Source organism: Pseudomonas sp. P5_A2_2 (assembly GCF_054177685.1).
The window spans coordinates 1-12,091 of sequence record NZ_JBGCUL010000065.1 but is presented as its reverse complement, the minus strand read 5'-3'; the positions used below and the strand labels follow the sequence as shown (position 1 = coordinate 12,091).

The 12,091-nt window shown below is 61.0% G+C and carries 11 protein-coding genes; 10 read left to right on the top strand and 1 reads right to left on the bottom strand.

The window, feature by feature from the left end:
* Nucleotides 1-75: 75 nt before the first annotated feature.
* On the top strand, nt 76-1,368 hold the full coding sequence (cytX, locus tag ACXRVY_RS08035) for a putative hydroxymethylpyrimidine transporter CytX (protein WP_223461758.1): 1,293 nt from the start codon (nt 76-78) through the stop codon (nt 1,366-1,368).
* Here the strand turns inward: cytX and ACXRVY_RS08030 are convergent.
* Entirely contained in the window at nt 1,337-2,083 is a 747-nt protein-coding gene (locus ACXRVY_RS08030) for an RsiV family protein (RefSeq protein ID WP_223461760.1), read from the bottom strand. The genes cytX and ACXRVY_RS08030 overlap by 32 nt on opposite strands.
* Before the next feature lie 224 nt (nt 2,084-2,307).
* On the opposite strand from ACXRVY_RS08030, the gene ACXRVY_RS08025 reads away from it, so the two are divergent.
* The 9 genes from ACXRVY_RS08025 to ACXRVY_RS07985 all read left to right on the top strand — a co-directional run bounded on the left by ACXRVY_RS08025 (nt 2,308) and on the right by ACXRVY_RS07985 (nt 11,756).
* Nucleotides 2,308-2,925 (top strand): NUDIX domain-containing protein, encoded by a 618-nt coding sequence (locus tag ACXRVY_RS08025; protein WP_223461762.1) that lies wholly within the window; start codon nt 2,308-2,310, stop codon nt 2,923-2,925.
* Nucleotides 2,916-3,368 carry a DUF1249 domain-containing protein gene (locus ACXRVY_RS08020; protein ID WP_223461764.1) on the top strand — a complete coding sequence of 151 codons (453 nt, stop codon included), beginning with the start codon at nt 2,916-2,918 and terminating at the stop codon, nt 3,366-3,368. Before ACXRVY_RS08025 ends, ACXRVY_RS08020 begins: the two co-directional genes overlap by 10 nt.
* Before the next feature lie 112 nt (nt 3,369-3,480).
* Nucleotides 3,481-4,296, top strand: coding sequence for a 3',5'-cyclic-AMP phosphodiesterase (cpdA, locus tag ACXRVY_RS08015; RefSeq protein ID WP_223461766.1), 816 nt, complete (start codon nt 3,481-3,483; stop codon nt 4,294-4,296).
* A 217-nt stretch (nt 4,297-4,513) separates the two neighbouring features.
* The gene (locus tag ACXRVY_RS08010; protein ID WP_223461768.1) at nt 4,514-5,122 is read left to right on the top strand and encodes a YqiA/YcfP family alpha/beta fold hydrolase; all 609 of its coding nucleotides are present in this window, start codon (nt 4,514-4,516) and stop codon (nt 5,120-5,122) included.
* Nucleotides 5,123-5,165: 43 nt separating this feature from the next.
* The gene (gene parE, locus ACXRVY_RS08005; RefSeq protein WP_223461770.1) at nt 5,166-7,070 is read left to right on the top strand and encodes a DNA topoisomerase IV subunit B; all 1,905 of its coding nucleotides are present in this window, start codon (nt 5,166-5,168) and stop codon (nt 7,068-7,070) included.
* Entirely contained in the window at nt 7,070-8,059 is a 990-nt protein-coding gene (locus ACXRVY_RS08000) for an esterase-like activity of phytase family protein (RefSeq protein ID WP_458237218.1), read from the top strand. Before parE ends, ACXRVY_RS08000 begins: the two co-directional genes overlap by 1 nt.
* The gene (locus ACXRVY_RS07995) at nt 8,056-8,580 is read left to right on the top strand and encodes a retropepsin-like aspartic protease family protein (RefSeq protein WP_223461774.1); all 525 of its coding nucleotides are present in this window, start codon (nt 8,056-8,058) and stop codon (nt 8,578-8,580) included. The genes ACXRVY_RS08000 and ACXRVY_RS07995 overlap by 4 nt, the downstream gene beginning before the upstream one ends.
* Before the next feature lie 7 nt (nt 8,581-8,587).
* The gene (gene parC, locus ACXRVY_RS07990) at nt 8,588-10,858 is read left to right on the top strand and encodes a DNA topoisomerase IV subunit A (RefSeq protein WP_458237217.1); all 2,271 of its coding nucleotides are present in this window, start codon (nt 8,588-8,590) and stop codon (nt 10,856-10,858) included.
* A gap of 184 nt (nt 10,859-11,042) precedes the next feature.
* Nucleotides 11,043-11,756, top strand: a complete 714-nt coding sequence (locus tag ACXRVY_RS07985; RefSeq protein WP_223461779.1) for a PqiC family protein — start codon at nt 11,043-11,045, stop codon at nt 11,754-11,756.
* Nucleotides 11,757-12,091 lie beyond the last annotated feature (335 nt).

Here is a 12,091-nt window from a genome sequence, read left to right as displayed (position 1 = left end):
CAGATCCCCTGTGGGAGCGAGCTTGCTCGCGATGGCGATCTTCACAACAACAAATGTCCCTCTGAGATAACACCCTTGAGCATTCAACCCAGCACTTATTCACCTGATGTCGCAGTGCCGACCGACAAACGTGTCTTCGGCGGCCGCGATCTGTTTTCCCTGTGGTTTTCCCTCGGCATCGGCCTGATGGTGTTGCAGACCGGTGCATTGCTCGCGCCGGGCCTGGGGCTGTCCGGTTCGTTGCTGGCGATTTTTCTCGGCACGCTGGTGGGTGTTCTGCTGTTGGCCGCCGTCGGCGTGATTGGCAGCGACACCGGCCTGTCGTCGATGGCCGCGCTCAAGCTCAGCCTCGGTGCCAAAGGCGCGAGCCTGCCGGCGGTGCTGAACCTGTTGCAATTGATCGGCTGGGGTTCGTTCGAAATCATCGTCATGCGCGATGCCGCCAGCCTGTTGGGCGCCAAAGCGTTCAGCGAAGGCAGTCTGCTGTCGAATCCGCTGCTCTGGACGCTGTTCTTCGGCGCCCTGGCGACCTTGCTGGCGGTCAGCGGTCCGCTAACGTTCGTGCGGCAGATCCTGCGCAAATGGGGTATCTGGCTGCTGCTGGCCGCCTGCACCTGGCTGACCTGGAACCTGTTCGCCAAGGCCGACCTGGCCGCATTGTGGGCTCAGGCCGGTGACGGTTCGATGCCGTTCGCCGTGGGTTTCGACATCGCCATTGCCATGCCGCTCTCGTGGTTGCCGCTGATCGCCGACTATTCGCGCTTCGGCAAACGGGCGAAAAACGTCTTCGGTGGCACCGCCATCGGTTTCTTCATCGGTAATTTCTGGCTGATGAGCCTGGGCGTGGCCTACACCCTGGCGTTCGCGCCAAGCGGTGAAGTCAATGCCTTGTTGCTGGCGCTGGCCGGTGCCGGCCTGGGGATTCCGCTGCTGCTGATTCTTTTGGATGAATCGGAAAACGCCTTTGCCGATATTCACTCGGCGGCGGTGTCCAGCGGGATTCTGTTGCGCGCCAAAGTCGAGCACCTGGCCCTGGCCATCGGCGTCATCTGCACGCTGATTGCCCTGCTGGCTCCGTTGGCCCAGTACCAGAACTTCCTGCTGCTGATCGGTTCGGTGTTTGCACCATTGTTCGGCGTGGTGCTGGTGGACCACTTCATCCTGCGCAAGCGTAGCGGCCAGGTGGCCTCGGCCGCGCTACGCTGGCCGGCGCTGCTCGCTTGGCTGGGCGGGATCAGTACTTATCATTTGCTGGCCAACCTGTACCCGGATGTCGGTGCCACCCTGCCGGCACTGGTCCTGGCAGGGCTGCTGCAGCTTGTGCTGGGCCGAGCCTTCAGTTACGGCCGGGAAACAGCTCGGGCTTGATGATCCCGTTAAGACGAGGGTAGGGGATCTTCAGTTCGACATGGCCCAGCGCGTAAGGCGCGATGCTGCTGGTTTCGTACTTGAGGATCACCCCGCCGTAGGTCAGTGCCACGTTCCGGGTTTTCTGGAACGGCCAGCTCTTCACGAACTCCGGTTCCTGATCGAGCTTGGTGCTGATCAGCCAGTTGTTGTGCGCCACCTGCGCCGCTTTCCAGAACGCTTCTTCCTGCCCCGGCACCAGCATGTCCGACAACGTCAGCACTTTATGCTGCTGGCGCGAGTAGTTGATAAAGCCTCGCCCCGGCGTGCCATGGTCACCGCCGGTGTCCAGGTAACTGGACAATTCGACGATCACCAATCCGTCATGCTGCTCACGTACTTTCGCTTGCAGATAGCTACTGCTGCGCGGGCCGGCGGTGCGCAAAAACTCCTCGCGATAGGCCTCCAGGGTCGGCGCTACCGGAGCGTCAGGCGAGGTGCGGGTCATTTGCAGCAGGCGTTTTTCGATGATGCCGTCCAGTGCAGGCTCGGCCGGGAAGCGCAGGGTGTCGATGTTGACCAGCGGGCAATCCGGGTTGCTGCAACCGGGCTTGAGTTGCTCGGAGGCATCGCGCGTGGTTTCCAGCGGCGTCCGGTAGTTGGGCTGGAACAGACTCGCGCAAGCGCCAAGGGTCAGGGCGATAGCGGCCACGGAGGCGATTTTGAAAAACGACATGTGCGTCCTTTCTGAAACAGGGGAAGGCAAAAAGTTACCGGCTTCGACTCTCAACAAAGCAGTCAGTTCGCCACTAAGCTAATTAGAGTGGGTTTCGCCCTCACCGTCTATCCCGCTGACGGGAAAGGAGCTGCATCAAACATCACGGGCGCGTTAGGATGGCGCGAAGTCGAGGCCCAGGAAAAAAGCAGCCTCGAACAGGATTTGCAGTAACGAGGATAGTCATGAAGGATTTTACCAACGCCATTCCGACCGCCGTTGATATCGTGCGGCGCGAAAAGTGCTACGAGGGCTTCTACAAACTCGAACGCGTGCACCTGCGCCACGAATTGTTCGCCGGGGGCATGAGCCGCGAGATCAATCGTGAGGTGTTCGTTCGTCATGACGCGGTCTGCATGCTGCCTTACGATCCGCAGCGCGATGAAGTGGTTCTGATCGAGCAGTTTCGCGTCGGAGCCATGGGCAAGACCGACAACCCGTGGCTGATCGAACTGGTCGCTGGTCTGATCGACAAGGATGAAGTGCCGGAAGCAGTTGCTCACCGCGAGGCGCAGGAGGAAGCTGGGCTTGAAATCGGGGCGCTCTGGCCGATGCTCAAATATTTTCCATCGCCGGGCGGCAGCAACGAATTCGTACATCTGTACCTGGGGCGTTGCGACAGTACCGGGGTTGGCGGCCTGCATGGGCTGGAGGAAGAGGCAGAAGACATCCGCGTCACGGTCTGGGCTTTCGAAGATGCCCTGCAAGCCGTACGCGACGGACGTATTGCCAACGCGGCGAGCATCATTGCCTTGCAATGGCTGGCTTTGAACCGCGTTGAAGTGAGGGGGTTATGGTCGTAAACAAGCTGCGCGATCGCTATCGGGTGGACCTGGTGGGGCTGCAAGCGTCTTGCGAGGCGAACTACGCGCGCCTGATGCGACTGCTGCCGGACATGCGCTGCGAGCCCGCCGCGCGGCGCATTGCCGTGACCCATGGCGACCAGATGCTGGGTGTGCTGGCCCTGGAAGTGCTGCTGACCTGTCCTTACACCACGACCCTGCAAGTGCGCCAGGAGCACAGCCTGCCCTGGCTGCCGGTGCCGCAACTGGAAGTACAGGTCTATCACGACGCGCGCATGGCCGAAGTGGTCAGCGCCGAACATGCGCGACGCTTTCGTGGCATCTATCCTTACCCGAACGCCGCGATGCACCAGCCGGACGAAAAAGCCCAGTTGAACATGTTTCTGGGCGAATGGCTGAGCCATTGCCTGGCGCTGGGGCATGAATACGAAGTAGTACGTTAGTAGTGAAGCGCAGTTGTGAACTGTGTCAGGTTCACAGRTTTCCCCTTTCGATCGTCCCCCAGCATAATTGCGGCACTTACCCATCCCCGTGATCACGCCCTGGGAGAACGCCTTGCCGAGCGTATCCACATTGACCACCGCCGATCCGGCGTTGCTGGTGCAACTCTCCGACAGCCACCTGTTTGCCGAAGCGGACGGCGCGTTGCTGGGCATGAACACCCGCGACAGTCTGCAAAAGGTCATCGAGCTGGTGCGCGGGCAACAGCCGCGGATTGACTTGATCCTGGCCACAGGTGACCTGTCCCAGGACGGGACGCTGGAGTCCTACCAGCAGTTTCGCGACATGACGCGCCAGCTTGATGCGCCGGCGCGCTGGATTCCCGGCAATCACGATGAGCCGCGAATCATGGCCGAGGCGGCGGTGCAAAGCGCTTTGCTCGAACCGGTGGTGGATATTGGCAACTGGCGGGTCACCTTGCTCGATTCGGCGGTGCCAGGCTCGGTGCCGGGATATTTGCAGGATGAACAGCTGCAGTTGCTCGCCCGCTCGTTGAGCGAAGCGCCGGATCGCCATCATCTGGTGTGCTTCCACCATCACCCGGTGTCCATCGGTTGCGCATGGATGGAGCCTATCGGCCTGCGTAATCCCGAGGCGTTTTTTGACGTGCTGGATCGTTTTCCACAGGTACGTGCCGTGCTGTGGGGGCATGTGCACCAGGAAATCGATCAATTACGTAACGGCGTGCGTTTGATCGCCTCGCCCTCGACCTGCATCCAGTTCGAGCCGGGCAGCGAGGATTTCAAGGTCGGGGAACAGGCGCCAGGCTATCGCTGGTTGCGGCTGCTGCCCGACGGGCGGCTGGAAACCGGGGTGGAGCGGGTTACCGGGTTCGATTTCACTGTGGATTACGGTTCCAACGGCTACTGATTTTTTCATTTTTCTGGAAACCGAGGTGCGGCCATCGCGAGCAAGTCGAATCGTCGCACCGTCGCTCCCACAGGGATTTTGTGAACGACGCAAAACTAGTGTGGGAGCGAGCTTGCTCGCGATGGCGGCGGTGCAGGCACCTGATTTTTGCGGGTATCCCCGTTTCTCCCTGCGCCCTGTAAACTCCGCCTCTTTAGCCGACGCACAGGGAGCTCAAATGTCCGGTTCGATCCTTTATATCCACGGCTTCAACAGCTCGCCGTTGTCGAAGAAGGCCTGTCAGTTGATCGAGGTGATGGAGCGTCTGGGCCTGAGTGAACACTTGCGCGTTCCGGCGTTGCACCATCACCCGCGCCAGGCTATTGCGCAACTGGAACAGGCGATTGTCGAACTGGGGCGGCCACTGCTGGTCGGCAGCTCACTCGGCGGCTACTATGCGACTCACCTGGCTGAGCGCCTTGGCTTGAAAGCCCTGTTGATCAACCCCGCCGTCGGTCCGCACCGGATGTTCGACGGCTATCTGGGGACGCAGAAAAACCTGTATACCGAAGAGACTTGGGAAATGACCCACGACCACGTGACGGCCCTGGCCGAACTGGAAGTGCCGGCGCCCCAGGACCCACAGCGTTATCAGGTGTGGTTGCAGACGGCTGACGAAACGCTGGACTATCGCCTCGCCCAGCAGTATTACCGGGCCTGTGCCTTGCGCATCCAGGCCGGCGGCGACCATGGTTTCCAGGGGTTTGCCGCACAGCTTCCGGCCATGCTGAGTTTTGCCGGCATTGGCGCAGATTTGTATCAGGCGATCGATTTCACGGCATTGTGAATTCTCGCCCCTATTTTCAATGAACGACTGACGACGAGACCCCATGGCCACTCCCAGCGCTAGCTCTTATAACGCAGACGCCATCGAAGTCCTCTCGGGCCTCGACCCGGTGCGCAAGCGCCCCGGCATGTACACCGACACCAGTCGGCCGAACCACCTCGCCCAGGAAGTCATCGACAACAGTGTCGACGAAGCCTTGGCCGGGCATGCCTCATCGGTGCAGGTGATCCTGCATGCCGACCATTCTCTGGAAGTCAGCGATGACGGCCGTGGCATGCCGGTGGACATTCACCCTGAGGAAGGTGTTTCGGGCGTCGAGTTGATCCTCACCAAGCTTCATGCCGGTGGCAAGTTTTCCAACAAGAACTACCAGTTCTCCGGTGGTTTGCACGGGGTAGGTATTTCCGTGGTCAACGCCTTGTCCACCGAAGTGCGGGTGCGGGTCAAGCGTGACGGCAACGAATACCAGATGACCTTCAAGGATGGCTACAAGGCCACCGAGCTGGAAATCGTCGGCACTGTCGGCAAGCGCAACACCGGCACCAGCGTGTTCTTCGCGCCGGATCCGAAATACTTCGACTCCCCGAAATTTTCCATCAGCCGCCTCAAGCACGTGCTCAAGGCCAAGGCCGTGTTGTGCCCGGGGCTGCTGGTCAGTTTTGAAGACAAGGCCACCGGCGAGAAAGTCGAATGGCATTACGAAGACGGCCTGCGTTCCTACCTGGTGGATGCGGTCAGCGAATTCGAGCGCCTGCCGGACGAGCCGTTCTGCGGCAGCCTGGCCGGTAATAAAGAAGCGGTGGATTGGGCGCTGCTGTGGCTGCCCGAAGGTGGCGACGCGGTCCAGGAAAGCTACGTCAACCTGATCCCGACAGCCCAGGGCGGTACTCACGTCAACGGTTTGCGTCAAGGCCTGCTCGACGCCATGCGCGAGTTCTGCGAATTCCGCAGCCTGTTGCCGCGCGGCGTGAAGCTGGCGCCGGAGGACGTCTGGGAACGCATTGCCTTCGTGTTGTCGATGAAGATGCAGGAACCGCAATTCTCCGGCCAGACCAAGGAGCGCCTGTCGTCCCGTGAGGCGGCGGCGTTCGTCTCCGGTGTAGTCAAGGATGCGTTCAGCCTGTGGCTCAACGCCAACCCGGAAACCGGTCTGGCGTTGGCGGAACTGGCGATCAACAACGCCGGCCGTCGTTTGAAGGCGAGCAAGAAAGTCGAGCGTAAACGCGTCACCCAGGGCCCGGCGCTGCCGGGCAAGCTGGCCGACTGTGCCGGGCAGGACCCGATGCGTTCCGAGCTGTTCCTGGTCGAAGGTGATTCCGCTGGCGGCTCGGCCAAGCAAGCGCGGGACAAAGAGTTCCAGGCGATCCTGCCGTTGCGCGGCAAGATCCTCAACACCTGGGAAGTCGACGGCAGCGAAGTGCTGGCCAGCCAGGAAGTGCACAACATCGCCGTGGCCATCGGCGTCGATCCGGGCGCGGCGGACATGAGCCAACTGCGCTATGGCAAGATCTGCATCCTCGCCGACGCCGACTCCGACGGTCTGCACATCGCCACGCTGCTCTGCGCCCTGTTTGTCCAGCATTTCCGCCCGTTGGTGGATGCCGGCCACGTTTACGTGGCCATGCCGCCGTTGTACCGCATCGACCTGGGCAAAGAGATCTACTACGCCCTCGATGAAGCCGAACGCGATGGCATCCTCGATCGTCTGGTGGCCGAGAAGAAGCGCGGCAAGCCGCAAGTCACACGATTCAAAGGTCTGGGCGAAATGAACCCGCCGCAGCTTCGCGAGACCACCATGGACCCGAACACCCGGCGCCTGGTGCAATTGACCCTGGAAGATTTCGAGGCGACCTCGGAAATGATGGACATGCTGCTGGCGAAGAAACGCGCTGGCGACCGCAAGACCTGGCTGGAGTCCAAGGGCAACCTGGCCGAGGTGCTGGGCTGATGCGTCTGGGCTTTGCCCTGGCTTGTGGGTTGCTGTTGACGTCGTACACGGTATCCGCCGATCCGGCGCCACAGCTGCGCCTGTTGTCCGAACATGTCGTCGACGGTATGCGCGGCGGCAACCTGTCCGGGCTGGCGCAGTGCGGCAATGATCTGTGGGCGGTTTCYGACCGCGACGATAATCAGATCTACCGCCTGGATACCAGCGAATCTGTCTGGCAGGCCGAAACGGTGCACATCAACGCACCGCCAGTGCCTGACAGTGGTTTGCCCTGGGGGCTGAAGTCTCGCGTCTGGGGGGCTTCGTTCGTGCGTGGCGGTGATCTGGACTTCGAGGGCATCACCTGCGACAGCGCCGGCAATCGTTACATCGTCAGTGAAGGCCATGCCGCTGTCTTGCAAGTGCCGCCAACGGGGCCCGCCGCCTGGCTGAAGATCTCGCCGATGCTGGTTCGCGAGGCACGGGCCAGAGGCCTGCTGTTGCAATTCAATGCATTGTTCGAAGGGCTGGCGGTCAATCCGGCGGGCGATCAGATGTGGTTCGCCGCCGAGCGTGAAGGGCGCGGATTGCTGATGATCAAACGCAAGCAGACGTTGTGGGATTGCGACGGTGGCTGCGTGCTGCTGAGCGAAGCGGGCATGGAAATGCAGCCCGAGCAGTTTCCTGACGCCAAAGCTGTACCGCGGGATTTTTCTGACCTGTCGCTGTTCAACGGCAAGCTGTTCACCCTTGAACGCAACGCCTACCAGATCTGCCKCCGGGATCCGCAGACGGCCAGGGTCGAGCGTTGCTGGTCGTATGCCGCCGAGTTGTTGCAGGCAAACCGTCGTTATCCACAGAACTACGGGTTGGAAGAAGCATTGATCGTGGATGCCGATGGCGCCTGGATCGGTGTCGACAATAACTTCGGCGCCCGCGCCGATGGCGAAGTCCGTCCGGTGGTCTGGCGCTTCGCTGCACCGGAAGGTGGCTGGAGTGCCAAGCCATGAGACAACAAACCCCGGGGCAGCGCATCGGCCGGGTATTCATGGTGCTGGCCTGGTGTGCGGCGCTGTTTCTGGCCACACGGTTTTTCGGCCAATGGGAAGCGCGTCAGCAAAATCCGAATGTGGTGGTCAGTTCGGAGCAGGGCGAAGGTTTCATCGAGGTGAAACTGGTGAGCAATGTGCAGGGGCATTTCGTCGCCAGCGGCCAGATCAACGGCCAGCCGGTGGGCTTCATGCTCGACACCGGGGCGACTGATGTGTCGATTCCGGCGGACCTGGCCAAGCGCTTGAAGCTCGAAGAAGGATTCGGCGTGACCCTGAGCACGGCCAATGGCTTGAGCCAGGGCTATCGCACCCATATTGAACGCCTGCAACTGGGCGACATAGTGCTGCGGGATGTACGCGCACTGGTGGCCCCGGGGCTGCATGGCGATCAGGTGTTGCTCGGCATGAGCGCACTGAACAAACTTGAATTTACCCAGCGCGGTGGCACCATGCTGCTGCGCCAGACAACGAACCGATGAGGCCCGCATGAGCGACTCCCTTGATCTCAGCCTGGACGGTGTAGAACGCCGCTCGCTGGCTGACTTCACCGAAAATGCCTACCTCAACTACTCCATGTACGTGATCATGGACCGTGCCTTGCCGCATATCGGCGACGGCCTGAAACCGGTACAGCGGCGTATCGTCTACGCCATGAGCGAGCTGGGGCTGGACGCCGATTCCAAGCACAAGAAATCGGCGCGTACCGTCGGTGACGTGCTCGGTAAATTCCACCCCCACGGCGATTCGGCCTGCTACGAGGCCATGGTGCTGATGGCCCAGCCGTTCAGCTATCGCTACACGCTGGTCGACGGCCAGGGCAACTGGGGTGCGCCGGATGATCCCAAGTCCTTCGCCGCCATGCGTTACACCGAAGCGCGGCTGTCGCGTTATTCCGAAGTACTGCTCAGCGAACTGGGCCAGGGCACGGCGGACTGGGGGCCGAACTTCGACGGCACGCTGGACGAGCCACTGGTCTTGCCGGCCCGTCTGCCGAACATTCTGCTCAACGGCACCACTGGCATTGCCGTTGGCATGGCCACTGACGTTCCGCCGCACAACCTGCGGGAAGTCGCCACCGCCTGCGTGCGCTTGCTCGACGAGCCCAAGGCCACGGTCGAACAGCTCTGCGAACACATCCAGGGCCCGGACTACCCGACCGAAGCGGAAATCATCACCCCGCGCGCCGACCTGCTGAAAATCTACGAAACCGGTCGCGGATCGGTGCGTATGCGCGCCGTGTATCACATCGAAGACGGCGACATCATCGTCACCGCGCTGCCGCATCAGGTCTCGGGCGCCAAGGTGCTGGAACAGATCGCCGCGATGATGCAGGCCAAGCCGTCCAAAGCGCCGCAAATTGCCGACTTGCGTGACGAGTCCGACCACGAAAACCCGTGCCGGATCGTGATCATTCCGGGCGCGCGGAAAAACTTCGACCACGATGCCTTGATGCAGCACCTGTTCGCCAGCACCGAGCTGGAGTCGAGCTACCGGGTCAACATCAACATCATCGGCCTGGACGGCAAGCCGCAGCTGAAAAACCTGCGGGCGCTGCTGGTCGAATGGCTGGAGTTCCGGGTGCAGACCRTGCGTCGTCGCCTGCAATTCCGTCTCGACAAGGTCGAGCGTCGCCTGCACCTGTTGGACGGTTTGTTGATTGCCTACCTCAACCTGGATGAAGTGATCCACATCATCCGTACCGAGGAGCATCCACGGGCCAAACTGATCGAGCGTTTCGCCCTGAGCGAAATCCAGGCCGACTACATCCTCGACACCCGTCTGCGTCAGTTGGCGCGACTGGAAGAGATGAAGCTGCGTGCCGAGCAGGATGAACTGCTCAAGGAACAAGCCAAGCTGCAAGCCCTGCTGAGCAGCGAAGCCAAACTGAAGAAACTGGTGCGTAGCGAACTGATCAAGGACGCGGAAACCTACGGTGATGACCGCCGGTCGCCTATTGTCGAGCGCGCCGAGGCCAAGGCCCTGACCGAGCACGATCTGCTGCCGAACGAGAAAGTGACGGTCGTGCTGTCGGAAAAAGGCTGGATTCGCTCTGCCAAAGGCCACGAAATCGACGCCACGGGGCTTTCCTACAAGGCCGGGGACGGTTTCAAGGCCCTGGCAGCCGGACGCTCCAACCAGTTCGCGGTGTTTATCGACTCCACAGGTCGCAGTTATTCGGTGGCCGCCCACACCTTGCCGTCGGCTCGTGGCCAGGGTGAACCGCTGACTGGTCGCCTGACGCCGCCGCCAGGGGCGAGTTTCGAATGTGTGCTGATGCCGGAAGACGATGCGCTGTACGTGATCGCCTCCGACGCCGGCTACGGTTTCGTGGTCAAGGGTGAAGACCTGCAAGCCAAGAACAAGGCGGGCAAGGCCTTGTTGAGTCTGCCGAACAATGCCAAGGTCATGCTGCCGCGCCCGGTGGCCGATCGTGAGCAGAACTGGCTGGCGTCGGTGACGACCGAAGGTCGCCTACTGATCTTCAAGATCAGCGACCTGCCACAATTAGGTAAGGGCAAAGGCAACAAGATCATCGGGATTCCCGGTGAGCGAGTGGCCAGTCGCGAAGAGTATGTGACGGACATCGCCGTATTGCCGGACGGTGCAACACTGGTGTTGCAGGCCGGGAAACGTACCTTGTCACTGAAAGCGGACGACCTCGAACACTACAAGGGTGAACGCGGTCGTCGTGGCAACAAATTGCCGCGTGGCTTCCAGCGGGTCGATGCGCTGCTGGTCGAAAACTCGATCAATTGACCGAAGAGCGCGAGTTAGAGGCGCCGATCTACGATTTAACCCGTAGTTCGGCGCTTTGCGCTGGAGTCGGAACGCATATTCACGGATGATATGGCCTTTCAAGCGCCGGCATTGCCGTGCGTTATTCATATTTGTTGAGTATTTTCACTGTGGTCAGCCTTTTAGCGATCACCTGGATGGGACGATGACTGCTCTGCGCCTTCCTTTTATTCTTTTACTCGCCGGCGTTCTTGGCCTGGCGGGTTGCAGCGTTCACCAGCCGGTGTCGTTGTATCAGCTGGACGCTGGTAGTCCGGTTCAGCCCGCACAGAACGCGGGCATGGCGGTATTGTTGGGGCCGGTCACCGTGGCCGACTACCTGCAACGCGAAACCCTGTTGCAGCGTCAGCCCGATGGCAGCCTGCAAGCCTCGACCGACGGTCGTTGGGCAGGCAGCCTTTCGTCGGATATCGATCAGTTGCTGCTGCGTCAGGTCGCAGGTCGCCTGGACAGCCAGCGCGTAGTCCTGGCCCCGGCGACAGTGGGCTTCACCCCGGATGTTCAGGTGCTGCTGACTATCACGCGCCTGGATTCGGGTGCAAAACAACCGGCGATCCTCGACGCGCAATGGCGCTTGATCGACCGTCGCGGACAGGTCCGTGACAACCGCATCATCCATTTGCAGGAACAGCATGCCGGTAGTACCGCGGCTCAGGTTCAGGCTCAGGGTGTGTTGCTGCAACGTCTGGCCGAGCAACTGTCGGTGGCGCTGAAGCCGCTGGCCAATCAGCCACCGATCGCCGAAGTCCCGCGCAAGCCGGCAGCCAAGGCGGCAGCACCTGCGGTAGAACAGGAGAAGCAGCCGAAGATCCCGATGGCCGCGCCGGTCCGGACGGATATGGAAGTGTTCCGCTTCTAAGCCTGGATGGATTTGAAACAAAGCCCGCATTGATGCGGGCTTTGTTGTTTCTGCAGGTTGGAGATATCTGGCGTCAGTTCCGGCCTCTTCGCGGGCAAGCCCGCTCCCACATCTATGGTTACCCCCTTTTCTGCAATACTGTTGTTGATGTCGTGTTTGGCTTGCTTTCATCTATCCGGCGTCTGAGTTGGGGTTGTGGCCCCCGCGCCTCGATGAGAATCGATGCCCAACGACCCTAATTAGGGGAACGGCCTTGCAGCCGTGTGAGAGCCCAGGGTTGTCGTCAGGCCGGTTGGCCGTTCATGTCATCAGTTATCCAGCATCGCAAAACCAGG